At 71.5% G+C, this 23,536-nt stretch carries 22 protein-coding genes; 11 read left to right on the top strand and 11 right to left on the bottom strand.

The window, feature by feature from the left end:
* Positions 1-22: 22 nt before the first annotated feature.
* The 3 genes from LQ222_RS18540 to LQ222_RS18530 form a co-directional block, all read right to left on the bottom strand.
* Positions 23-1,003, bottom strand: coding sequence for a tripartite tricarboxylate transporter substrate binding protein (locus LQ222_RS18540; RefSeq protein WP_230168327.1), 981 nt, complete (start codon positions 1,001-1,003; stop codon positions 23-25).
* A gap of 225 nt (positions 1,004-1,228) precedes the next feature.
* Positions 1,229-1,618: a flagellar FliJ family protein gene (locus LQ222_RS18535; protein ID WP_230168326.1), complete on the bottom strand. Its 390-nt coding sequence runs from the start codon at positions 1,616-1,618 to the stop codon at positions 1,229-1,231.
* Positions 1,619-1,659: 41 nt separating this feature from the next.
* Positions 1,660-2,445 (bottom strand): SDR family NAD(P)-dependent oxidoreductase, encoded by a 786-nt coding sequence (locus LQ222_RS18530; RefSeq protein WP_230168325.1) that lies wholly within the window; start codon positions 2,443-2,445, stop codon positions 1,660-1,662.
* Positions 2,446-2,579: 134 nt separating this feature from the next.
* On the opposite strand from LQ222_RS18530, the gene LQ222_RS18525 reads away from it, so the two are divergent.
* The 3 genes from LQ222_RS18525 to LQ222_RS18515 are packed head-to-tail and all read left to right on the top strand — an operon-like array spanning position 2,580 to position 5,622.
* Positions 2,580-3,827 (top strand): flavin-dependent oxidoreductase, encoded by a 1,248-nt coding sequence (locus tag LQ222_RS18525; protein WP_230168324.1) that lies wholly within the window; start codon positions 2,580-2,582, stop codon positions 3,825-3,827.
* Entirely contained in the window at positions 3,824-4,846 is a 1,023-nt protein-coding gene (locus LQ222_RS18520) for an amidohydrolase (RefSeq protein ID WP_230168323.1), read from the top strand. The genes LQ222_RS18525 and LQ222_RS18520 overlap by 4 nt, the downstream gene beginning before the upstream one ends.
* Positions 4,843-5,622 (top strand): enoyl-CoA hydratase-related protein, encoded by a 780-nt coding sequence (locus tag LQ222_RS18515; RefSeq protein WP_230168322.1) that lies wholly within the window; start codon positions 4,843-4,845, stop codon positions 5,620-5,622. Before LQ222_RS18520 ends, LQ222_RS18515 begins: the two co-directional genes overlap by 4 nt.
* On the opposite strand, the gene LQ222_RS18510 is transcribed toward LQ222_RS18515, so the two are convergent.
* Positions 5,619-6,686 carry a mandelate racemase/muconate lactonizing enzyme family protein gene (locus LQ222_RS18510; RefSeq protein WP_230168321.1) on the bottom strand — a complete coding sequence of 356 codons (1,068 nt, stop codon included), beginning with the start codon at positions 6,684-6,686 and terminating at the stop codon, positions 5,619-5,621. The genes LQ222_RS18515 and LQ222_RS18510 overlap by 4 nt on opposite strands.
* Before the next feature lie 60 nt (positions 6,687-6,746).
* Here LQ222_RS18510 and LQ222_RS18505 point away from each other — a divergent pair, with 60 nt between their 5' ends.
* On the top strand, positions 6,747-7,475 hold the full coding sequence (locus tag LQ222_RS18505) for an FkbM family methyltransferase (protein WP_230168320.1): 729 nt from the start codon (positions 6,747-6,749) through the stop codon (positions 7,473-7,475).
* A 75-nt stretch (positions 7,476-7,550) separates the two neighbouring features.
* Complete coding sequence (locus tag LQ222_RS18500) at positions 7,551-8,522, top strand: tripartite tricarboxylate transporter substrate binding protein (protein ID WP_230168319.1); 972 nt, start codon at positions 7,551-7,553, stop codon at positions 8,520-8,522.
* Positions 8,523-8,617: 95 nt separating this feature from the next.
* On the opposite strand, the gene LQ222_RS18495 is transcribed toward LQ222_RS18500, so the two are convergent.
* On the bottom strand, positions 8,618-8,935 hold the full coding sequence (locus LQ222_RS18495; protein WP_230168318.1) for an antibiotic biosynthesis monooxygenase: 318 nt from the start codon (positions 8,933-8,935) through the stop codon (positions 8,618-8,620).
* Positions 8,936-9,001: 66 nt separating this feature from the next.
* Between LQ222_RS18495 and LQ222_RS18490 the strand changes: the two genes are divergently transcribed.
* Together LQ222_RS18490 and LQ222_RS18485 are read left to right on the top strand one after the other, a co-directional pair.
* Positions 9,002-10,003, top strand: coding sequence for a hypothetical protein (locus tag LQ222_RS18490; RefSeq protein WP_230168317.1), 1,002 nt, complete (start codon positions 9,002-9,004; stop codon positions 10,001-10,003).
* 56 nt (positions 10,004-10,059) lie between these two features.
* Positions 10,060-10,350, top strand: coding sequence for a hypothetical protein (locus LQ222_RS18485; protein WP_230168316.1), 291 nt, complete (start codon positions 10,060-10,062; stop codon positions 10,348-10,350).
* Between the two features lie 413 nt (positions 10,351-10,763).
* Here the strand turns inward: LQ222_RS18485 and gltX are convergent, their stop codons facing one another.
* Positions 10,764-12,164 (bottom strand): glutamate--tRNA ligase, encoded by a 1,401-nt coding sequence (gene gltX / locus LQ222_RS18480; protein WP_230168315.1) that lies wholly within the window; start codon positions 12,162-12,164, stop codon positions 10,764-10,766.
* Positions 12,165-12,363: 199 nt separating this feature from the next.
* Between gltX and LQ222_RS18475 the strand changes: the two genes are divergently transcribed.
* The gene (locus tag LQ222_RS18475) at positions 12,364-14,547 is read left to right on the top strand and encodes a ComEC/Rec2 family competence protein (RefSeq protein ID WP_230168314.1); all 2,184 of its coding nucleotides are present in this window, start codon (positions 12,364-12,366) and stop codon (positions 14,545-14,547) included.
* 73 nt (positions 14,548-14,620) lie between these two features.
* Here LQ222_RS18475 and LQ222_RS18470 read toward each other — a convergent pair whose 3' ends face one another.
* The gene (locus LQ222_RS18470) at positions 14,621-17,419 is read right to left on the bottom strand and encodes a calcium-binding protein (RefSeq protein WP_230168313.1); all 2,799 of its coding nucleotides are present in this window, start codon (positions 17,417-17,419) and stop codon (positions 14,621-14,623) included.
* A gap of 112 nt (positions 17,420-17,531) precedes the next feature.
* Positions 17,532-18,251 carry a transcriptional repressor LexA gene (lexA, locus tag LQ222_RS18465; protein WP_230168312.1) on the bottom strand — a complete coding sequence of 240 codons (720 nt, stop codon included), beginning with the start codon at positions 18,249-18,251 and terminating at the stop codon, positions 17,532-17,534.
* Between the two features lie 143 nt (positions 18,252-18,394).
* Here lexA and LQ222_RS18460 point away from each other — a divergent pair, with 143 nt between their 5' ends.
* Positions 18,395-18,928, top strand: a complete 534-nt coding sequence (locus tag LQ222_RS18460; protein WP_230168311.1) for a glycosyltransferase — start codon at positions 18,395-18,397, stop codon at positions 18,926-18,928.
* Positions 18,859-19,302 carry an SDR family oxidoreductase gene (locus LQ222_RS18455; protein WP_230168310.1) on the top strand — a complete coding sequence of 148 codons (444 nt, stop codon included), beginning with the start codon at positions 18,859-18,861 and terminating at the stop codon, positions 19,300-19,302. Before LQ222_RS18460 ends, LQ222_RS18455 begins: the two co-directional genes overlap by 70 nt.
* Before the next feature lie 8 nt (positions 19,303-19,310).
* Here LQ222_RS18455 and LQ222_RS18450 read toward each other — a convergent pair whose 3' ends face one another.
* Both LQ222_RS18450 and LQ222_RS18445 read right to left on the bottom strand, forming a co-directional pair.
* Positions 19,311-19,868 (bottom strand): chlorite dismutase family protein, encoded by a 558-nt coding sequence (locus LQ222_RS18450; protein ID WP_199259175.1) that lies wholly within the window; start codon positions 19,866-19,868, stop codon positions 19,311-19,313.
* Positions 19,869-20,113: 245 nt separating this feature from the next.
* Positions 20,114-21,469, bottom strand: coding sequence for an IS1380-like element ISPme1 family transposase (locus LQ222_RS18445; protein WP_011997539.1), 1,356 nt, complete (start codon positions 21,467-21,469; stop codon positions 20,114-20,116).
* A gap of 93 nt (positions 21,470-21,562) precedes the next feature.
* On the opposite strand from LQ222_RS18445, the gene LQ222_RS18440 reads away from it, so the two are divergent.
* Positions 21,563-21,934, top strand: a complete 372-nt coding sequence (locus LQ222_RS18440; protein WP_230168309.1) for a hypothetical protein — start codon at positions 21,563-21,565, stop codon at positions 21,932-21,934.
* A 395-nt stretch (positions 21,935-22,329) separates the two neighbouring features.
* Here the strand turns inward: LQ222_RS18440 and glp are convergent, their stop codons facing one another.
* Positions 22,330-23,535, bottom strand: coding sequence for a gephyrin-like molybdotransferase Glp (gene glp / locus LQ222_RS18435; protein WP_230168337.1), 1,206 nt, complete (start codon positions 23,533-23,535; stop codon positions 22,330-22,332).
* Position 23,536 lies beyond the last annotated feature (1 nt).

Genomic DNA, 23,536 nt, shown 5'->3' with positions numbered 1-23,536 from the left:
GTTCCCTCCCCCGACCTTTCTTTTAGCCTTCCAGCCTCACGTTGGCGGCGCGCGCCACTTCCCGGAAGGTCGCGATCTCGTTGCGGATGAACGCCGCGTACTCCTCCGGCGTCATCGGATCGGGCACCGCCCCCATGCTGAGGATGCGGTTGGCGATGGCCGGTTCGCGCAGGATGGCGACGACGTCGGTGTTGATGCGCCGGATGATGTCGGCCGGCGTGCCGGTGGGTGCCACCAGCCCGGTCCAGCCCGCCGTGGCGTAGCCTGGCACCAGCGTCTCGGCGATGGTCGGCACGTCGGGCAGTTGCGGCACGCGCCGGGCGCTGCACAGCGCGATGGCGCGCACGCGCCCCTCGCGGATATGCGGCAGGGACGACGCCACGGAATCCGTCATCAGCTTCACGTTGCCCGCGATGACGTCGGCGATGGCCGGGCCCGACCCGCGGTAGTGCACGATGTTGAAGCGGATATTGGCGCGCATCATCAGCAGTTCCGCCGCCATGTGCTGCGACGTGGCCGGCCCGGCCGAGGCCATGTCCAGCGCGCCCGGCCGTGCGCGCGCTTCCGCCGCCAGTGCCTGCATGGTGTGCTGCGGCACCGACGGATGCGCGATCACCAGCAGCGGCACCATCGCGACATTGCTGATGGCGGCGAAATCGCGCTCAGCGTCGTAGGGCACGCGCTGCATGACGGAGGGATTCACGCCCAGCGTTCCCGATGTCCCGGCGGTCAGCGTGTAGCCATCGGCCGGCGCGCGCGCGCCGGCTTCGAGCGCCGGCGCACCGGCGCCGCCGGCGCGGTTCTCGACCACCACGCGCTGCGGCCAGCGGCGCGAGAGTTCATCGGCGACCAGGCGCGTGATGATGTCGGAGGCCTGGCCGGGCGGGAAGGGCACGATGATGCGGACCGGCCGGTTCGGGTAGTCGGACTGCGCCCGGGCTGCGATGGGCAGCAGCGGCAGGCTGGCCGCGCTTAGCAGGGCGCGGCGATGGATGCGGTTCATGCGATTCTTCCTCCCGGAACGCGCAATCTACTGCAGCGCCCGGTCCAGTGGAACCGCGCCACGGTGGCGTCGATGGCGGCACGCGCCGTGTTGCGGGCCAGCACGCCCGGCGGGATCGTCCCGGCTGCTGGATGTTCAACGCGGCGCACGACCGGGCTTCGGCCGCATGGAGACGCCCGTGGAACCAAGGGGCGGGGCTCCGCACCAGGGCGCACGGGCAGCGCGCTATTCCGGCGACAGCGCATCCTCCAGCCGGGCCTGGTCGCGGCGCAGCGCGTCGCGCCGCTCGGCCTGGGCGCGGCGGTCGCGCAGCAGGTCCAGCACCTTCTCGGCGCGCCGTGCGCCGGCCAGGGCGTCGCGTTCGGCTTCCAGCGCGGCCTCGGCGCGCGCCACGGCCGCGGCCTGTGCGTGGCGCACGGCCAGCCCGCGGGCCAGGAAGGCGCCGTAGGTCGCCCCGGTCGCGTCGGGTGCCTCGTTGCGCAGGGCGGCCTCGGCGGCCGCGGCGGCATCCTGCTGGCGCGCCAGGGCGCCGCGCGCTTCCGACAGGCGACGGCGCGCGGCCTCGACCTCGATCGCGCGCAGGCGGGCCAGGGTGGAGAGAGGGTCGCGCGGCATGGTGGCGCCATGGTCGCGCAGATGCCTTGCCGCAAGGTGAATCAGCGCGCGCCCTGCAGCCAGACCGCATCGGCCCCCAGCTCCGGCCAGCCGATCGGGCGCACCACGCCGGGTGCTGCCGGGTCGCCATTCCAGCGCGCGGCGATGATGCGCTGGCCGGTGAAGCCACCGGCCGCATCCGACAGCAGCCAGGCCAGCGGCGGGCCCATGATGGCGGGCTTCAGCATGGCATCGCGCGACCAGCCACTCTCCGCGCCGATGAAGGGCGTGTCGGTCGGCCCGCCCGGGATCAGCACATTCACCGTGACACCGCTGCCCGCGAGCTCCTGCGCCCACACCGCCGAGGCCGCCTCCAGCGCCGCCTTGGTCGCGCCATAGGGCAGCACGCGCAGCATGGTGCGGAAGGATGTCGTGTTGTTCACCACGCGCCCCCAGCCGGCAGCACGCATCATCGGCAGCACGGCGCGCAGCAGCAGCATCGGCGCACGCACGTTGATGGCGAAGAAGCGGTCCCAGGCGGCGGCGTCCAGCTCCTCGATCGCCGGCAGGCGCGTCTCGGCATCGGGGCGCAAGGACGACACGCCGATGCCGGCATTGTTTACCAGCGCGTCGATGCGCCCGAAATGCGCGACGGCAGCAGCCACGCCATCGCGGCAGCCGGCCTCGGTCCCGAGATCCGCCAGGATCGGGTGCAGCCGGTCATGCACGGGCAGGCCGGCGATGTCTCGGTCGAGCGCGGCGACGCAGTGGCCGGCCGCCAGCACGGCATCGACCATCGCCAGGCCGATGCCGCCGGCGGCGCCGGTGATCAGGATGGTGCGGGGCATGGGAAGGGTCCTCGAGGGGGCTTTGCCCCCTCGAACTCCCCCACCAGGGGACGACGGCCCCCTGGACCGCGGGGACCACTCGCCGGGGCAGGGAAGGCACCTTATCCTGCAAAGCACGAAACGGGAGGGGAGCGATGCGCGTCATCATCGCAGGCGGGGGGATCGGCGGGCTGGTGGCGGCGCTGTCGCTGCACGCGGCAGGGATCGAGGTCGACGTCTTCGAACAATCGACCGAGATCCGTCCCCTCGGCGTGGGCATCAACGTGCTGCCGCACGCCATGCGCGAATTGACGGAGCTCGGGCTGCAGGACCGTGTCGCGGCGGCGGGGATCGTCACGCGCGAACTCGCCTACGCCAATCGCTTCGGGCAGATGATCTGGTCCGAACCGCGCGGGCGGCACGCCGGCTACACCTGGCCGCAGGTCTCGATCCATCGCGGCCGGCTGCACCTGCTGCTGCTTGATGTCGCACGCGAAAGGCTGGGCAGCGACCGCATCCACCTCGGCGCGCGGCTGGCGGATTTTGCCGAGGACACCACCCGCGTCACCGCCCGCTTCGAGGATGGCCGCACCGCGCAAGGCGACGTGCTGATCGCCGCCGACGGCATCCATTCCGCCGCCCGCACGCGCTTCTACCCGAATGAAGGCGTGCCGATCTGGAACGGCGCGATCCTGTGGCGCGCGACCTCCATCGCCGATCCCTTCCTGACCGGCGCGACCATGGCGGTGGCCGGCAATCGCGACGAGAAATTCGTCGTCTACCCGATCGCCGACCTGCCCGATGGCCGCAAGCTGACCAACTGGATCGCCGAGCTGCGCGTCGACCCCAACCAGGACTGGAAGCGCGAGGACTGGAACCGCCCCGGCGCCATCGAGGATTTCGTCGACCGCTTCGAGGACTGGCGCTTCGACTGGCTCGACGTGCCGGCGCTGATCCGCACCGCGCAATCCATCTATGAATTTCCCATGGTGGACCGCGACCCGCTGCCGCGCTGGACGCATGGGCGCGTCACGCTGCTGGGCGATGCGGCGCATCCGCTCTATCCGATCGGATCGAACGGGTCGTCGCAGGCCATCCTCGATGCGCGCACGCTGGCGCTGCACCTCGCGACGCAGGCCGACCCGGTCGCCGCACTGCACGCCTACGAGGCCATCCGCCGCCCGGCCACCGCCGCGCTGCTGCACGCGACGCGCGGCGACGGCCCGGATGTCGTGCTCGACATCGCGGAATCCCGCGCCCCCGACGGCTTCGCCGACATCGAGTCGGTGATGCCGATGGCCGAACGCAGCGAGATCGCCACCCACTACAAGCGCCTGGCCGGCTTCGAACCCGCCACGCTCAACACGCGGCCGAGCCTGTCGCCGCCACGGAGGGCCGCATGAGCGTCCACTACCTTCCCGTCCGCGAGGACTGGCTGGCCACCTGCCAGGAGGAAATCCTCGACCCCGGCCAGCGCATCATCGACCCGCACCACCACCTGTGGGACCGCCCGGGCTGGCGGTATCTGCTCGATGAGATCCTGGCCGATATCCGCACCGGCCACGACGTGCGCGCCACCGTGCTGGTGCAGGCGCGCGCCTTCCACCGCGCCGATGGGCCGGTGGAACTGCGCCCGGTCGGCGAGACGCAATTCGCCGCCGGCATCGCCGCGATGTGCGAGAGCGGGTTCTACGGCGATGTGCGCGTCTGCGCGGGTATCGTGGGCCATGCCGACCTGACGCTGGGCGCCGCGGCGGGCGCGGTGCTGGACGCGCATCTCGCCGCCGGCAATGGCCGCTTCCGCGGCATCCGGCACTCCGCCACCTGGGACCCTGATCCCGAGATGCTGAACCCCGCCTATACGCCGGCCGAGGACATGCTCGACACGCCCGGCTTCCGCGCCGGCTTCGCGGAACTGGGCAAGCGCGGCCTGTCCTTCGAGGCCTGGCTGTATTTCCACCAGATCCCGCGCCTGGTGCGCCTGGCGCAGGCGCATCCCGAGGTGCCGATCGTGCTGAACCATTGCGGCGGGGTGCTGGGCATCCGCGGCTATGCGGGCAGGCGCCACGAGGTCTTCGCGGCGTGGTCGGCGAACATGCGCGCACTCGCCGCCTGCCCGAACGTGATGGTGAAGTGCGGCGGGCTGGGGATGCGCCTGCCGGGCTTCGGGCTGGAGCAGGGCGCGGCGGCGCCCTCCTCGCAGCAGCTCGCCGATGCCTGGCGGCCCTGGATGGAGCCGATCATCGAGATGTTCGGCACCGACCGCTGCATGTTCGAGAGCAACTTCCCGGTCGACAAGGGCGGCTTCGGCTATGCCGCCGGCTGGAACGCCTTCAAGCGGCTGGCGGCGGGTGCCTCGGCCGAGGCGAAGGCCGACCTGTTCCACCGCTCCGCCGCCCGCTTCTACAGGATCGAGGCATGACCCAGCACCGTTTCTGCACCGTGGCCGATGAAGGCCGCCTGCGCATCGTCACGCTGAACCGCCCCGAGGTGATGAACGCGCTGCACAGCGAGGCGCATGTCGAACTCGCGCAGGTCTGGGACGACTTCGCCGCGCGCGACGATCTGTGGGTGGGCATCGTCACCGGCGCCGGCGACCGCGCCTTTTCCGCCGGCAATGACCTGAAGGTGCAGGCGGCGGGCAAACGCGGGCCGACGCCGGCCTCGGGCTTCGCGGGGCTGACCACGCGCTTCGACCTGGACAAGCCGTTGATCGCCGCGGTGAACGGCATCGCCATGGGCGGCGGCTTCGAGATCGCGCTGGCCTGCGACCTGATCGTCGCGGCCGAGAACGCCGTCTTCGCGCTGCCCGAACCGCGCGTCGGCCTGGTGGCCGGGGCAGGGGGCGTGCACCGCCTGCCGCGCATGATCGGCCAGAAGCAGGCGCTCGGCATGATCCTGACCGGGCGGCGCGTGCCGGCGGCGGAGGGTTTCGCACTCGGTTTCGTCAACGAGGTGGTGCCGGCAGGCGAGGCGCTGGCGGGTGCGAAGCGCTGGGCGGCGTTGATCCTGGAATGCTCACCGCTGGCGGTGCGGGCGTCCAAGCAATGCGTCTATGACGGCATGGATGCGCCGACCCTGCGCGAGGCGATCGGCACCATGTTCCCCGCCCAGCAGCGCAACCGCGACAGCGAGGACTACATCGAGGGCCCGAAGGCCTTCGCCGAGAAGCGCAAGCCCGACTGGAAGAACCGCTAGAGGTCGGGCTCGAAGCCCAGGCCCGGCGCGCCCGGCACGGCGATGGCGCCGTCGCGCGGCACCAGCGCCGGATAGGCCGGCCGCGCCAGGTCGGCGAAGTAGATCTCGATCGGCTCGGCCTCCGGCATGGCGGCGAGGAAATGCAGCGTCGCCAGCAACCCCGGGCCGAAATAGGGGCAGTGCGGGACCAACCGCACGCCGGCCTCGCGCGCCAGCTCGGCGATCTCCAGCATGGCGGACAGGCCGCCGATCTTGGTGATCGACGGCTGCGCCACATCCACCGCGCGCAATTCGAACATCCGGCAGAAATCCTCCACCGTGCCGTTGCATTCGCCCGCCGCGATCGGCACCGGCGATGCCGCGCGGATGCGCGCGATGGCGGGGATGTCCTCGGGCGGCCAGATCGGTTCCTCGACCCAGGCGGCGTTCAGGCCCTCGACATCCTCGCAGAATTGCGCCGCCTCGTGCTCGGTGTTCCAGACGCAATTGATGTCGAGCATCAGCGGCGTCGACGGTGCGGCCAGGTGCGCCGCGCGGATGCAGCGCAGGTCGAATTCATGCAGCTTGATGTGGCGATAGCCGCGCGACAGTGCCTCGGTCACGTTGCGCGCGACGTCATCGGGCTGGCCATAGCGCAGCAACGAGGCATAGGCCGGCACCGATGCGCGCGCGGCATCGCCCAGCAGCGCATGCAGCGGCGCGCCCGCCGCCTTGGCGCGGATATCCCACAGCGCGATGTCGATCGCCGACAGGGCGAAGCTGACCGGCCCGTTGCGGCCGAAATTGTGGAAGCGGCGCGCCAGCATCCGCATCAGCGCGGCGATGTCCGTCGCATCCTGCCCGATGCAGGCCGGGCCGATCAGCCGATCGATCGCATCCTTCGTCGTCTCGACCAGGGTGAAGCCGAAGCCCTCGCCCCAGCCATGCAGCCCGTCCTCGGTCTCGATCCGCACCAGCAGCGTGTCCATGGCGCGCAGATGCAGGTTGCCGCCGACGCCGCCGGCGCTGGCGCCATAGGTGAAGTCCGTGCGGTGGTGATGCGTGGTGACGCGGGCGATCCGCATGGTCCTTCCCCCTCGGCCGTTCGTCTTGCCGCCGGCCATCTGGCGCTGCATCCTGCCGCCATGCAAGCCGCCGGCACGCCGCTCAAGACCACCCATTTCAAGCGGGGCGATCATGGGCTCGACCTGGTCGGGCGCGACGATTCCTCCAGCGCGCTGGTCATCCGCGAGATCTTCCACGACCGTGTCTATGCGCCGGTGCCGGGCATCGCCCCGCCGCGCGTGGTGCTCGACATCGGCGCGCATACCGGCTTCTCGTCGGGCTTCTTCCGGCTGATGTATCCGAATGCCGCGATATTCTGCGTCGAACCCGACCCTGAGTCCTTCGCCATCCTCGCCGGCAACGCAGAACGCATCGGCAATTGCCGCGCCTTCAACCTCGGCCTGTTCGAACGCGACACCGTGGCGCATTTCAACGCGGCACGGATCTCCGTGCTCAGTTCGCTGTTCCCGATGAAGTACGACGGCGTGCCGGCGCAGTCGGCGGCAGTGCAGCTGCGCCACGCCGGTGCCTTCGCCGGCGAACTCGCCGCGCAGCACGACCTGCCCGGCTTCGACCTCATCAAGATCGACACCGAAGGCGCCGAGTTGGCCATCCTGGGCGCGCTCGGCGACCGTGTGGCGCAGGCGCATGTGATCCACCTGGAATTCCACAGCCACGCCGATCGCCGCGCCATCGATGACCTGCTGTGCCGCACCCATGTGCTGTGCCATGGGCGGATCGAGCGCCCCGACCTCGGCACGCTGACGTATGTCGCGACGCGCCTGATCCCACAGCGCCATCCGCGCTGACGCTTCCGCCGCGCGAGGTTCTCGGCGATGCTCGGCCCACGCGCGGCGCCCGCTGCGCGCCGGGGGAGACACCGCATGAACCGCCGCACGCTGTTGCTGGCCGCCACCCTGCCACTGCCCGCCCTGGCGCAGGCGCCAACGCACGCCGCTTGGCCCGACCGCCCGATCCGCGTGGTGGTGCCCTTCGCGGCCGGCGGCCCGTCCGACATCGTGGTGCGGCTGCTGGCACCGCGCATGGCGGCGACGCTGGGCCAGCCAATCGTGGTGGACAACCGCGCCGGCGCCGGCGGCGTGACCGGCGTGGACGCGGTCGCTAAGGCCGCACCCGACGGATACACCATCGGCATCGGCAGCGCGGGCGGGCTTGCCATCTCGCCGCGGCTGGACCGCGGCACGCCCTATGATCCGCTGCGCGACCTGGCGCCGCTGACACTGGCGGTGCTGGTGCCCGAACCGCTGGTGGTGCCCGCCGCCGCCCCCTTCCGCACGGTGGCGGACCTCGTGGCGGCGGCGAAGGCGCAGCCGGGGCGGCTGAACTACGGCTCGGCAGGGTCGGGCAGCATGCCGCACCTGGCGGGCGAGCTGTTCCGCATGGCGGCGGGCATCGACATCACGCATGTGTCCTATCGCGGCGGCGCGCCGCTGGCGCTGGCCATCCTGCAGAACGAGGTGCAGCTGGGCTTCGCCGACCTGCCGATCCTGCTGCCGCATATCCGCAGCGGTGCGCTGCGCGCGCTGGCGGTCGGCACGCAGCAGCGGCTGGAATGGATCCCGGACGTGCCGACCATGGCGGAGGTCGGGCTGCCCGGCGTGGACGCCAACAACTGGCATGGTTTCGTGGCCCCCGCCCGCACGCCGCAACCCGTGCTGGACCGGCTGCACGGCGCGTTGGCCGGCGCGCTGAACGACCCCGGGATCCGCCGTGCTCTGCACGACCAGGGGGCGATCCCGGGCGGCAATACCGCGGCGGAATTCGGCGCCTTCCTGCGCGCCGAGAACGAGAAATGGGGCGGCGTGATCCAGCGCGCCGGCGTGCGCGCCGACTAGGCCAGGTCCCGATCGGATCGGCGCATGCGACCGGGTGGCGATGTTCGCAAAGGCAAGGCGGCGGCGGCGGCGTTGCAGCGCAGGCGCCGAGGGCTTCAGGCGCCGATGGTCTGCAGCACCTCGAAGCCCTCGAATTGCGGCGGGCCGAGGGTGGTCGGCTTGGACACGGCGCCGGCGCCGGCATGGGCGCGGCGGAACTGTTCGGACCGCGTCCAGCCCTCGAAGGCCTCCTTCGACTGCCAGAGCGTGAAGGAGGAATAGAGGATGTGGTCCGCGGCCTGCGCGCCCTTCAGCAGGTGGAAGGTGACGAAGCCGGGCACCTCGTGCAGGTGGCTCTCGCGCGTCAGCCAGGCCTGCTCGAAGGCGGGCGCCTGGTCGGGGATGACGCGGAAGCGGTTGGCGGCGACGAACATGGCGGTGGCCTTCCCTGGACTGCGCCCATGGATGGGCAGCGGCGCGCGATCTGCAAGGGGCAGCGCGTGACCGACCGTGCGGCAATGGAGGCCGTGGCCGACTGGTACCACGCCTGGTTCACCGGGATCGTGCTGGCGGCCGTCGCGCGGCGCGGCCCGGCGGATGCGGCGGCGCTGGTCTTCGCCGTGTTCCGCCGCCAGCAGGCGGAGACCTTCCTGCCCGGCCTGCGCAAGCTCGGCCTCGATGGCCTGCCGCCGGCGGTGGCCGCGGCGCGCTACCACTACCTGTCGAACTTCATCGGCGGCGTCGGCGTCGAATATGTCGAGGAGTCGCCACGGCAGGCCTGGATCCGCTACCCGCCGCCGCGCTGGATCTGGCCGGGCGCCACCATCTGCGCCATCCCCTCCGAGGTGAACGCCGCCATGCTGCGCGGCTGGCACGCGAACAACGGCGTGATGCTGGGCTGCCCTGGCCTCGGCTTCGTGTGCACCGGGCAGACGGTGGATGGGGATCCGGGGCTCGAGGGCTACTACGTCGAACATGACCACGCGCTGGCCGAACCCGACCGTCTGCGCTTCGCGAAGCACGAGACGATGCCCCGCTTCGATGCCGCCGCCGCGCCACGCCTACCATCGTCCGATTGGCCGGAAGACCGTGTGGCCAGGGCGAAGCGCGGCTATGCCATGACCTATTGCCGCACCACGCTGGCGGCGGCGTTCGACGTGTTCGGCGCCGAGGCCGGTGGCGCGCTGCTCGGCCACGCGGCGCGGCTGATCGGCATGCAGCATGTCCATGCGACGGCCGCAGCGCTGGGCGCGCGGGACTTCGCAGGGTTCATGGTCGCGCTGGCGGAAGCGGAGGGCGATGCGGCGCACGCCGAAGCGCAGCCCGATGGCAGCGTTGTCGTGACGCGCGAGCGCATCGCCCTGCTGCGCGGCATCGTGGCGCCGCATCCCGCGATGCTGGCGGCCTGGGGTGAATTGCTGGCGGGCGCGCTGGCGGGCTGGGACCGTTTCGCGCGGATGAAGCGCGAGGGGATGCTGGCGTGGCGGATCACCGGCGGTTGACGGTTGCGCGGGGATTGGGCCTGCCTTTCAGAGTTTCCGGATAGATTTCCGGAAACATGAACCGCCACGACGGCCCCGCCCCCGCCACCGCTCTCGTCCACGACCGCCTGCGCCAGCGCAGCCTCTGCCTGCGGCGTGTCGAGGTGCAGGTCCGGCAGGAGGACACGCCGCCGCTGCGCGCCGTCGCCGCCGCCTTGGCCGATGCGGCGCAAGCCGAGACCGCGCGCGCGGATCTGCGCCGCCGCTTCGCATCGGCGGCCGGGCTCAAGGCGCTGCTGGCCGCCGTATCGCTCGACGGGCTCGACCTTGAGCGCCCGCGCGACACGGGCCGCGACAGCGACCTGTGACCTGGCTGGTCGAAACCAACATCATCTCGGAGGTCAGGAAGGGGCCGCGCTGCCATCCCGCCATTTCCGCCTGGTGGGCCGGCGTGGAGGAACACGACCTGTTCCTCAGCGTGCTTTTGCTGGGCGAGATCCGGCGCGGCATCGGCGCCCTCGCACGGCGGGACCTGCCCCGCCCCACCACGACCGAGGCCTGCCTCGCCACGCTCGTGGCCGGCTTCGGCCCGCGCATCCTCGGCATCGATGCGCGGGTGGCGGAACGCTGGGGCGCCTTGCCGCGGGCGGAAGGTGCCGGTGATCCATGCGCTGATGGCTGTGCCCGCGGATGTTCACGGCCTCACGCTGGTGACGCGCAGTGCCCGCGACGTCGGGGGTCTCGGCGTCGGCGTGCTGAACCCCTTCGGCTGATCCTCCCGCTATGCCAGCGCCGCCGCCGTCGTGATCCGCAACAGGCTCTCATCCCGCCCCAGCGCCCAGAGCACCGAATTGATCGGCGGGCTCATCAGGCTGCCGCACAGCGCGGCGCGCAGCGGCTGGGCGATGTCCTTCAGCTTCACCCCCTTCACCTCGGCATAATCGCGCAGCCATTGCTCGAGGTCGGCCTTCTCCCAGGGCGCGGCGCTCAGGAACTCCGCCAGGTCCGCGAGGCGCGCGCGCGCCTCGGGCGTCAGCGCGGCCAGCGCCTTCTCGTCGATCGCCGGCAGGCTTTCATGCGCGGCGAAGGCGGCGGATCCCGCCAGTTCCTCCAGCGTGCGCGCGCGTTCCTTCAGGTCCGGCATCAGCATCGCGACGCGCTCCGCACCATCCGTGCCGAACAGCACGCCGCGCTTGGCCAGAATCTCCAGCACCGCGCGCGTCAGCCGCGCATCATCCGCCTGGCGCAGGTACACGCCGTTCAGGTGCGTGAGCTTCGCGTAGTCCATGCGCGACGCGGAGCGCCCCACATCCTTGATGTCGAACAATTCGACCGCGCGGTCGTGGGGCACGATCTCCTCGTCGCCATGCCCCCAGCCCAGGCGCAGCAGGTAGTTGTTCACCGCCTCGGGCAGGTAGCCCTGGTCGCGGAAATCCAGCACCGACACCGCGCCATGGCGCTTCGAAAGCTTCGCCCCATCGGCGCCGTGGATCAGCGGGATGTGGGCGAAATGCGGCCGTCGCCAGCCCATCGCGTCATAGACCATGCATTGCCGGAAGGTGTTGGTCAGGTGGTCGTCGCCGCGGATGACATGGGTGATCGCCATGTCGTGGTCGTCCACCACCACCGCATGCAGGTAGGTGGGCGAGCCGTCCGATCGCAGGATGATCATGTCATCCAGCTCCGCATTGCCCACGCGCACCTCGCCCTGCACCAGGTCCTCCACCACCGTCTCGCCCTCCAGCGGCGCGGCGATGCGGATGACGAAGGGCTTGCCCGCCTGCTCGGGGCCGGGCGCGCGGTCGCGCCAGCGGCGGTCGTAGCGCGGCGGGCGGCCCTCGGCGGCGGCCTGCTCGCGCATCTGGGTCAGTTCCTCGGGCGTCGCCCAGCAGCGATAGGCGCGGCCCGCCGCCAGCAGCGCATGCGCCACCTCGGCATGGCGTGCCTCTCGCGCGGCCTGGAAGACCGGCGCCTCGTCCGGGGAAAGCCCGAGCCAGGCCAGGCTCTCCAGGATCTGGTCGACCGCCGCCTGGGTCGATCGTTCCTTGTCGGTATCCTCGATGCGCAGCAGGTAGGCGCCCTTGTGGTGGCGCGCGAACAGGTAGTTGAACAGCGCGGTCCGCGCCCCCCCAATGTGCAGGTAGCCGGTGGGCGAGGGGGCGAAGCGGGTACGGACGGTCATGTCACCTGGGCTCGGTCGGGAAGGGCGCCGCTGATCCAGCGGCATGAGGCTGCGGGCCTGGTGCCAGGGCCGCCGGCCCGTCGGGCGCCACGCCGCCAGCGCCTGCGGCACGGCACCCGGATACCAGATCGCCCGGGCGCGGTGAACCCGCAACACCCTCCCGCGCCCTGGCCGGATCAGGCTAGGATGAACGCCTGAGTTGTGGAACGCGCTCCTGTCCAGCACCATCGCGCGAGATGCCGCCTGCCGTATCGGCGCCGCCCTTGTCGCCGTGGGGCAGCGCATGGACCTGCTGCTGGCCAGCGAGCGGGGCCGCCTCGCGCCCTGGCTCGCGGTCGCGATGGGGGCCGGCATCCTGGGCTACTTCACGCTGCACGAGGAACCGCCGCTCTGGGCCGTCGCACCCGGGCCGCTGCTGGTGGTGGCGGCCTGGCTGGTCGCGACGCGCGCCCCGCATGCCGGCTGGCTGATCGGGCTGGTGGCCGCCGCGGCGCTGGGCTTCGGCGCGGCGCTGCTGCACGCCGCCGCCGCCCCGCCGGTCATCGCCCCGCCGCTGCGCGCGGTGGTGCTGAGCGGCATCGTCCAGGATGTGGACCTGCTGCCCGAAGGCCTGCGGGTGACGCTCGGCCAGGTGCGCTTCGGGCCGCAGGACGCGGTGCAGCCCCGCAGCATCCGCGTGCGCCTGCGCGCCAACGACCCCGCACGCCCCGCCCCGGGGGATGGGATCAGCCTGCGCGCCCTGGTACGTGCCCCCTCGCTCCCCGCCTTTCCCGGCGCCTGGGACTTCCAGCGCGCGGCGTATTTCGCCGGGCAGGGCGGCGCAGGCTTCGCCATCGGCCCGGCCGAGGTCACCCCCGCCGCCGGCGCCGCGCCGCCGCTGTCGGGGCTGCGCGCCGCGATGGAGGCACGGGTGACCGCGGCGGTGCCCGGTGCCGCCGGGGCGGTCGCCGCGGCGCTGCTGACCGGCGGGCAATCCGCCATCCCGCGCGCCGACATGGCGGCGATGCGCGATTCCGGCCTGGCGCACCTGCTCTCGGTCTCCGGCCTGCACATCGCCATCGTGATGGGCGTGACCTTCTGGGTGGTGCGGCTGCTGGTGGCCTGCTGGCGCTGGCTGGCGCTGCGCGTCGACGGCAAGGTCTGGGCGGGGGTCGCGGCGCTGGGCGCGGGCGGGTTCTACATGCTGCTGACGGGGTCGCAGGTGCCCATGCAGCGGTCCTTCGCGATGGCGGTGCTGGTGACGCTGGCGCTGCTGTCCGGGCGGCACGCGGTCACGCTGCGTGGCCTGGCGCTGGCGGCCGCTGCGGTCATGCTGCTCGCCCCCGATGCGCTGCTGGGCCCGTCCTTCCAGATGTCCTTCGCCGCGGTGCTCGCGCTGGTGGCGGGGTGGGAGGCCCTGCGCGCGCCGGTGCAGCGGCTGCGCGGCGACGGCGCCTGGTGGCGGCGCGCGGCGGTGTTCGGCGTGGGGCTGGTGATGACCTCGGTGCTGGCGGGGCTGGCGACGGCGCCCTTCGGCCTCGCGCATTTCGGCCGGCTGCAATGGTATGGCGTGGCGGCGAATGCGGTGGCGGTGCCGCTGACCTCGGTGCTGGTGATGCCGGCCGCCATGCTGGCGGCGCTGCTGATGCCGCTCGGCCTCGATGGCCCGGCGCTGGCGGTGATGGGCTGGGGGTGCGAGGCGGTGCTGATGGTGGCGCGCGAGGTCGCTTCCTGGCCCGGTGCCGCCACCGGGGCGCGGCCGATCCCGCCCTGGGGCGTGATGTGCTTCGCCTTCGGGATGCTGTGGCTGTGCCTGTGGCGGGCGCGCTGGCGCTGGGCGGGGGTGCCGCTGATGGCGCTGGGGCTGGCCAGCGCTTCGCTGCATCGCCCGCCCGACCTGCTGGTGTCGAACGATGCGCGGCTGGTCGGCTTCGCGGCGGATGGCGGGTTCTGGCTGCAGCGGCAATCGGGCGCGTCGAACCTGGTGCGCGACACCTGGCTGCGCGCGCATGGGCTGGCCAGCGCGCAGCCCTTCCCGCGCGAGGGCGACGCAGCGGCCGGCGCCATCGATTGCCGCGCCGGCGCCCGCGGCACCCTCGGCGCGTGCAGGCTGCGCGCCACGCCGCAGGGCCCGGTCGCGATCCTGCTGCGCGGGGAGGCGCCGGAGCACGCCTGCGGCCAGGCCGCGGTGGTGGTCTCGGCCGAGCCGGTGCGCGGGCGCTGCGCCGGCAGCCAGGTGGTCGACCGCTTCGCGGTATGGCGCGACGGGCCGCATGCGGTGTGGCTGGACGGCGCGGCCGCGCGCGTGGTGTCCGACCGCGCCTTCCGCGGCGCGCGCCCCTGGGTGCCGCCGCCGCCGGTGCCCCGCGCGCGGGAGGAACTGCCCCCGGCCGCGGTGGAATGACCGCCCCCGCGACACGCAGCCCGCACCGCCGGTCGTGATCCGGTCGGCCGGTCCCCGCCGAACGCGACCCGCCCTACAGGAAGAACCAGGCCTGCACCGGGGTGAAGGTGCTCGCCACCACGATCGACAGGTCCGCCGTGCCGTCGCCATTGGTGTCGCCGCGGATCACATGGATGCCGGCGGCGACGGTGTCGTAGCCGAGCTGCCCCGCGCTGGCCGCCCCGGTGCCCGCGAAGGCGGTCGTGCCAATCCAGGTGAAGGCCTGGTTGCCCGCGGCGGCCGCATTGGCGTCGATGGTCCGCAGGTCGATCTTGTCGAACCCCGCCCCGGCCGAATAGGTGAAGTCGAGGATCACGTCCGGGTTCCCGGTCGCGCTGTCGCTCACCAGCGCGAAGCGGAAATGGTCCGCGCCGGTGCCGCCCTGCAGCGTGTCGGCATCCGCGCCGCCGACCAGCGTGTCGTTGCCGCCGCCGCCCGCCAGGGCGTCGTCGCCGGCCACGCCCTGCAGCAGGTTCGCGTTGTCGTTGCCGGTGATGCTGTTGGCGAGCCCGTTGCCGGTGCCGTTCAGCAGCGTGGCGCCGGCCAGCACCAGCGCATCGAGGTTGGCCCCCAGCGTGAAGGCGGTGCCTTGCGTGGCCGAGACCGTGTCGATGCCCTGGTTCAGCAGTTCGAACACCACGTCGCCGGTGGCATGGAGGTAGAAGTCGTCGCCGATGCCACCGACCAGACGGTCATTGCCGGCCTCGCCGTCCAGCGTGTCGTTGCCCGAACGCCCTTCGAGCGTGTCGTTGCCCTCGGCGCCCGCCAGATAATTGCCGAGGTTGGTGCCGCGGATGATGTCCGCCGCGGTGCCGCCGATCGCGTTCTCGAAGCCGATGATGGTGTCGAGGCTGCCGCCGTAGTCGGTCGCGCGCGCGGTGATCAGGTCGATGGTTACGCCCTGCACCTGGAGGCGGTCGCCGGCCTCGTTGCTGGTGAAGTGCGTGCCGCCGGGCGAGAAGCCCAGGCTGTAGCTGAGCGTATCGGCGCCGCCCAGCGCGTTCACCAGGTCCGCCCCGGCGCCCGGGCCGATCAGGTTGCCGATCGCCGAGCCGGTCAGCGTGTCGTCGCCGAAGGATGCCGAGATCCCTTCGAAGCCCAGGATGGTGTCGGTGTCGCCGCCGGTGTCGCGCGCGCGCGACACCGCCAGATTGACCGACACGCCGCCGACATCGGCCCCGGTATAGGAGATGATGTCGAAGCCGCCGAGCCCATTGACGCTGTCCGCGCCTTCCGAGGGGCTGATCCATTCGCCGAAGGCCGAGCCCAGCACCACGTCGTTGAAGTCGCCGAACAGGACCGCGCCGCGGATGTTGATCAGCCTGTCGGTGGCGCCACTCCCGTCAGCCACGCTGCCGGAGGCGAGGTTGATCGACAGCCCCTGGGTCTGGTCGGCATAGTCGGCGCGCACGTATTCGCCGGCGATGCCCACCAGCGTGTCGTCGCCGCGCCCGCCGCGCAGGTCCGAGGTCGATTGCCCGCCCTGCGCGATGCCGGTCAGGCGGTCGGCGAAGGCGCCGCCGATCACGTTCTCGATCGATACCAGGCGGTCGGTGCCGCCCTCTCCATCGGTCGCGACGCCGGTCGTGAGGTTCACCGTCGCGCCGGTGGTGGCGTTGTTGTACTCGGCATAGTCGCCGCCCAGGCCGCCATCCAGCGTGTCGTTGCCGGCGCGGCCGCGGAAACGGTTCTGGTCGGTGCCGCCCAGCATGGAATCGGCGAAGGCGGTGCCGGTGACGCGCTCGATCCCGGTCAGGCGGTCGGTGCTGCCCCAGCCATCCGTCACCACGCCGGTCACCAGGTTGACCACGACGCCCTGCGTCGCGCCCGTGGCGAGCCCGGCGCTGAACTGGAAGCCGACGCGGTCCTGCCCGCCGCCGCCGTTGATCGTGTCGGCGCCGGCGAAGGCGAAGAAGAACTCGTCGGCGCCCGAGCCGACCATCAGGTCGTTGCCGATGGTGCCCCAGACTTCCTCGATGCTGACCAGCGTGTCGGTGCCACCTTCGCCATCCTGCGCGCGGCCGGTGGCGAGGTTGACGCTGACCGCGCCGGTCGCCTGGCTGTAGTCGGCGATGTCGTTGCCGTCGCGCCCGTCGATCCGGTCATTGCCGGCGCGGCCGCGGAAGCGGTTGATCGCGGCATCGCCGTTCAGCGTGTCGCCGAGCTCGGTGCCCCGCACCGCCACGAAATTGGCGATGGTGTCGATGCCGCCCAGCCCGTCCGTCGCGCGACCGGCCACGAGGTCCACCGAGACGCCGGCGGTCGCGCTCGCGCTGCGGTAGTCCAGGAAGATGCTGGTATTGGCATCCAGCGTGCCGACCAGGCTGTCATTGCCCGCATTGCCGCGGACGTTGAAGCCGAGCGTGGAATTGACCGAGGCCAGGGTGATGGTGTCGTGGCTGTTCGACCCGTTGATCTGCTCGACATTCGTGATGGTGTCCGCGCCCTGCGTCAGGATGGTCGGCGCGGGGGCGGAGATGATGGTGTTGACGCCGCCGACATTCGTGACGTTGACCGTCACGGCGCCATCCGTCGGATTGGCGGCGAAACTGACGATGTCGAAGCCGGTGCCGCCGTCGATGCGGTCGTTGCCGGCGCCGCCGAAGAACAGGTCGTCGCCTTCGTCGCCGAACAGGAAATCGTTGTCGTTGCTGCCGGCCAGGCTGTCATTGCCAAGCCCGCCACGCAGCGTGTCGAGCCCGCTGCCGCCGTTGACGCTGTCGTTGCCGCCCTGGGCCAGGACGCTGTCATTGCCGCCGGTGGTCAGCGGCCCGACGCTCGACACCGCGGTCGTGATGGTGTCGTTGCCCGCGGTCGCGGTGATGATGGCCATGGCGAAGCCCTTCCGACGTCGCAACCAGCATCGGCCGCGCGCCCGTCGGGCGCCACGATGTCAGCGGTGCATGGCCAAAAAGTAATGCGACCTGCGGTAGTGCGGTGGCGGGTCAATACCGCCGCAGCAGCCCCACCAGCCGGCCCTGAACGCGCACCCGGTCGGGCCCGAAGATGCGGGTCTCGTGCCGCGGGTTGGCCGGTTCCAGCGCGATCGAATTGCCGCGCCGGCGCAGCCGCTTCAGCGTGACCTCGTTCTCGTCGACCAGCGCCACCACGATGGTGCCGTTCTCGGCCGTCTCGGCGCGCTGGATCAGCACGGTGTCGCCATCGAGGATGCCGGCGTCGATCATGGAATCACCGGCGACCTCCAGCGCGTAGTGGTCGCCAGAGCCGATCAGCGCCGCGGGCACATCCACCGAGGCGCCGTGGTCGCGCAGGGCTTCGATCGGCACGCCGGCGGCGATCCGCCCGAACAGCGGCAGGCTGACCGCGGCCACGTCGTTGGCGGGTTCCGGGGCGGGGCGGGGCGGGCTGGCGGCGAAGGGGCCGCGGATGACATTGGGGCCGAGCGGCGCGTCCTGCACCTTGGGCGTTCGGCTGGGACGCGGCGCCATGTTCTCGGGCAGGCGGATGACCTCGAGCGCGCGGGCGCGATGGGCGCGGCGGCGCAGGAAGCCGCGTTCCTCCAGCGCCGTGATCAGGCGGTGGATGCCGGATTTCGACTTGAGGTTGAGCGCGCCCTTCATTTCCTCGAAGGATGGCGAGAAGCCGGTGTCGCGCAGGTGGCGGTCGATGAACATCAGCAATTCGTGCTGCTTGCGCGTGAGCATCCGGCGGCCTCTCTCTCCGTGGTGCCGGCCGCGACTCGTGCGGAACAAAGCGGCAACCTGGCGCTGTTCTAGAAAGGTTCCGGAGTCACAGTCAATGGGATTCGCCTGTGGATGAATCCCGCCGTCCTGCCAGGATGCGCCCCATGGACCTGTCCTTCCTGATCGCCGCCCATCGCCTGCCGGAGCAGGTGCCGCAGGCCGTCGCCTCGGTCCTGGCGCGCGCCGCCGGCGCGGCGGTCGAGGTGATCATCGCCTCCGACGACGGCACCGACTATGCGCCGCTGCTGCCGCCCGACCCGCGGCTGCGCTTCACCGCGGTGGGGCCGGTCGCGACCGGCGCCCATGCCGCGCGCAACCGCGCCCTGGCGATCGCGACCGGGGCCCATGTGCTGATGCTGGACGGCGACGACGCGCTGGAGGGCCCCCCCGATGCGATCGCGCAGGCCCTGGCGCAGGCGCGCCCGCGCGGCGCGGTGGTGGTGCCGAGCATCGTGCGCGACCCGGGCGGCCAGGTGGTCCGGCGCATCCCGGCCCAGGGCAGCCAGGCCTTCGGCTTCGCCGCCTGGCGCGAGGCCTTCGCCTCCCTGCATACGGCATCGCCCATACCGTGGGCGGCTTCGCCTCGGCCGCCGCCGCCGAGGGAGGCCCCGATCTCTGGGAGCAGATGTACCGGTTGAACGTCCTGACCACGCTCAACATCTTCCGGGCCGCGCTGCCGCCCATGTGCGCAGCCGGTCGCGGCAGCCTGCTGGCCATCGGCGCCGGTGCGGCCGTGAAGGCGCCGTCGGGGCTTGGCGCCTATGCCGGTGCCAAGAGCGCCGTCCATCGGCTTGTCGAGAGCTTCGCCGACGAGCTCAAGGCCGACCGCATACGCGTCAACGCGATCCTGCCCAGCATCATCGACACCCCGCAGAACCGGGCGGCCATGCCCGACGCCGACCACACCGCCTGGGTGCGGCCGCGTGAGATCGCCGACGCCATCGCCTTCCTGCTCGCCGAGGATGCCAGCGGCGTCACCGGTGCGTTCATTCCGGTGTCGGGGCGGGTCTGAGGCTTCGCTTAGACAGGCTCGGTCCGGACAAGCCGGACATCGACCTCGCGCTCAACGAAATCCCATTCCCGCGTCGCTCGCAGCCGCGCCAAAAGCCTGTCGAACGCCGGCTCATCGGCCGGTGCGAACTCGAACCAGGTCAGGAAATCGAACGGCTCGCCGAGGTCGCGGCTGTGGTGCAGCCGGCGCGCGATCGCCGGAAGGTACTCCATGCCGATCGCCGTGTGCTGCGAGGTCTCTTCGAAGATCGCGCGTCTGTCATCCTGCGCGAGGTCCCACCAGGCCGCCGACTTTTTGATTGGGATCAGGGCTGCATGGGTCGCCTGTCGGCGGTCGAGGCCCTCCTGGCGCGCCCTCAGGCCGGCCACCTCGTCTCGCGTCGCATAGCGGAGGTTGCTGACCGTGCCGAGCAGGCGCCAACTTGTAGGGTCATCGATCGGGCCGGGCTCCCAGGGGTGGATGGTCAGGGCCTCGGCCGGTGCGAGGCCGGCGCCGCGATAGGCCGCGATCGAGGAGATACGCCAGTCTCCGTGCGCTCCGGCGCTGAAGGCATAGGTCGACGCCATGGCGGTCCCGATCTTGCTAATCACCCGACATTCCCCAAGTGGCCCGCCGCTTGACTTCAAGATCGCCTGATTTTGCTCGCTGGGCAAGCGTTTTTCGCCCCGAGCGGTGTCTGTCGTCGCGCAAACGGCCGAAGTCGGGTGGATCAAGCCTCGAACCCGCAGCATTCTGGCCCGGCAGAGCCGCTTTTCCGCGCGGCAGACGGACCTGTCCTGCCGCTTTCGTTCAGCTTGGGCATGGATCGTGGTCATGCGCATGACGGAGGCGTTCGAAGACGGCGGATGGCGGCAAGGACGGCCCGCACCATCGGGCCGGTGACGGCGACCTCGGCCAACTGGAAGGTAATGGCGCGGGCGTGGCGGACGACGCGGGCGCCGATCTTGATCAGCTTGAGTTGCAGGCTGGTCAACGACCAGTCCGCCATGGCCTCGGGCAGTTCGATGCAGCGCAGGAAGGTTGCCAGGTTGTAGGCCAGCGCGTGCAGTTGCAGCCGCACCTCGTTGTGCCGGAACTTCCGGCATGACAGCCGCGTCCAGCGAAAGGCATATTTGCCTTCCTTGATGTGCTGCTCTGCGGTGCCGCGCTGGTTGTAGAACCTCACCACCCAGTCTGGCTCCATCGGCAGGTTGGTGACGATGAAGCCGACTTTGGGGAACAGCTCGCCCGGATGCCATTCGATCTTGGCGATGACGCGGCGCGGCTTGTCCCAGGACGCCGCCTGATACTCGAAGTCCTCGAAGAACCGTTTGACCTTGGTCAGCGAAGGCCGTCCCACGGGCCGTGTCAGCCGATGCGCGATCTTCTCGCGCAAGACGGCGTTGGCGGGCAGACGGATGGCGTAGAAGAACCTGGCTTCTTCCAGCCGCATATAGATCGCGGGGATCGCGTAGGCAGCGTCGGCCCGGAAGAAGCGTCCACCAAGGTCGCGGCCAGCATATCGGGCAATGACGGGATCAAGGACATCCCGCCAGCCATCGGCGCTGTGGACATTGCCGTTACGCAGGGCGCAGCGCTCCAGCATGCCAAACTGGTTGAACAAGAAGATGGGGTGATAGCAGGTGCAGTCGAAATGCCCGTTCCAGGCAGTACCTTCCTGATCGCCGTGGGTGGGGCTGACCGAGCTGTCCATGTCCAGCACGATGTATTTCAACCCGTTGCGGTCATGAAACCGGTCGATCCATTGGCCGTTCAGATCGGCCAGCGCCGCCCGGTTCGCGGCCAGAGCCAGCGTCTCGGTCTCGAACCGTCCCATCTGCGATGCCGAAGCAGCTTGCGCCTCGACGGCCCTGCCGCCAACGACCTGACGCATCACGGGATCGAGGGCCAAGCGGTCGGCATCGTTCACATCCTCGTATCCGGCCAGTCGTCCGAACACCGATTGCCGGAACAATCCGTCAAGCCGATGGAGCGTGTTCTTCCCGGTGCGGCTGTCTCGCAGCGCCTCCGACGCCAGATTGGACAGGCCGAGCACGTCATCAAGCTCGCGCATCACCAGCAGGCCACCGTCTGAACTGATCTGCGCACCACGGAACTCCAGACGCACACGGCGGTCGAAATCAACCCGATCTCCCCGCGCCAAGCCCGCACCCTCCAGGTGATCCATGAAACGCGCCCCTCGCAGCCGTCAACGCCATGATTTATATGCGAAATATCACGATTACGACAGCGAAATCAGCGACTTACTTGGAGAATGTGGGTGCATGTGCTCGCGCGGCGCGACCTGGTGCGCCCCTTCGAGGATTTCCGCCTGATCGACGACGTCGTCTTCGACCTGCGCGCGCTGGCCGCGGCGGGGGGCGAGGCCGCGGTCGCGCAGGCGCTGGCCTATCGCTACCAGCTGCGCGCCGGCCAGGCGACCGACGTGCCCTGGCGGCGCTTCGATGCGGAATATGCGCGCGCGCTCGGCGCGATCACGGCGGATGGCTTCGGCTTCGGCGCGCAGGCCGGCGCGGCGGCGCGGGTGCTGCGGCGATGGCGGGCGATGAACCGGGCGGTCGGCACGCGGCCGGGGCTGGGCGACTACCACCGGGTGGTGGCGGCACGGGAGGCCGGCGCGGCGCGCGCGTGAGCGCGAGGGTCCGCATGGGGCAGGGCGCGCGCAGGCCACGGCCCGGACGCGCCGCGGCGATCCGATGGCGCGCCCCGACCGGATGGATTGGCCAGGTCGGGCAGGGATGTTCGTCAGAACGAAGGTCGGGAACAGCGCCCGACCGGACGCGATCATCCGGGCGGGGAAGGACGTTCGTGACGGCAAGCGTCGCAGGGCATCGACGCTCCAGGTCGCACCCACACGGCGCCAGGGAAGACCCCAGCCGGATGGCATCATCCGATCGGGCAGGGATGTTCGTGGAGACAATGGCCTGGAGGCGGTGCAGCGAGCCAAGGCGCGCGGAAACGGCGCCACGGCATTGTTTTTGCGAGCATCCTACCCGTCCAAGCAACTCCGTTTGCACGGATGACGCTTTAGACGCCCAGCTCCGCCAGGATGATCGCCTCGACCTCCGCCCCCGCCGGCAGGGCGGGCGCGTGGGGCGCGCGCAGCACCAGCGCCTCGGCGCGCGCCAGCGTCGCCAGCATCGACGAATCCTGCATCGCCGCGGGGGTCGCGACCAGGCGGCCCTGGTCGTCGACGGCCAGCGTCGCGCGCAGATGGTCCGCGCGCCGGTCATTCGCCTTCAGCGCCACGCCGGCCAGCACGCGCCGGGTCGGCGGCGGCGCCCCCGGCAGGCCCGACATCCGGCCGATCGCCGGGATCAGGAACATCACGCCGCAGACGATGGCACTCACCGGATTGCCGGGCAGCCCCAGCACCGGCGTGCGCCCCAGCCGCCCCCAGATCAGCGGCTTGCCCGGCCGCATCGCGATCTTCCAGAAGCCGAGTTCGAAGCCTTCGCCGCCGAGCGCGGCCTGGACCAGGTCGTGTTCGCCCACGCTGGCGCCGCCGGTGGTCACCAGCAGGTCGAAGGCATGGGCGGTGGCGGCGACCTCGGCGATGGCGGCGGTGTCGTCGGGGGCGATGGGCAGCACCACCGGGTCGCCGCCGGCAGCGCGCACCAGCGCGGCCAGGGCATGGGCGTTGGAGGAGACGATGCCGCCCGGCGGGATCGGGTCGCCCGGCAGCGCGATTTCGTCGCCGGTGGCCAGGATGCCCACGCGCGGGCGGCGATGCACCGCCAGCCACGGATTGTTCGACGCGGCGGCCAGGCCGATGTCGCGCGCGGTCAGCTTGCGCCCGGCGGGCAGCACCTCCGCGCCTTCCGCGAAATCCAGGCCGCGGCGGCGGATATGGCGGCCGGCGGTCACGGCCTCGTTCACCCGCACGCTGCCATCCGCGGCGGTGGCGTCCTCCTGCAGCAGGATCGCGTCGGCGCCGTCGGGCACGACGCCGCCAGTGAAGATCCGCACCGCCTCATTCGCACCGACGCGGCCGGCGAAGGGGCGCCCGGCCGGCGCGGCGCCGGTCATCCGCAGCGTCGCGCCTTCCGTCGCATCCGCCGCGCGCACGGCGTAGCCATCCATCGCCGAGACATCCGCCGGCGGCTGCGTCAGCCGCGCCGACACGCCACGCGCCAGCACGCGCCCGGCCGCGTCGGACAGCGCCACGGTCTCGGCGGCGGTCGGGCTCAGCGCGGCCAGGATGCGCGCGCGGGCGTCCTCGACCGCGAGCAGG

Origin of the sequence: Roseomonas sp. CECT 9278 (genome assembly GCF_918698155.1) — a bacterium.
Taxonomy (GTDB): domain Bacteria; phylum Pseudomonadota; class Alphaproteobacteria; order Acetobacterales; family Acetobacteraceae; genus Neoroseomonas.
Note: the sequence above shows the minus strand (reverse complement) of the source record. Positions and strands in the feature narration are given on the sequence as shown.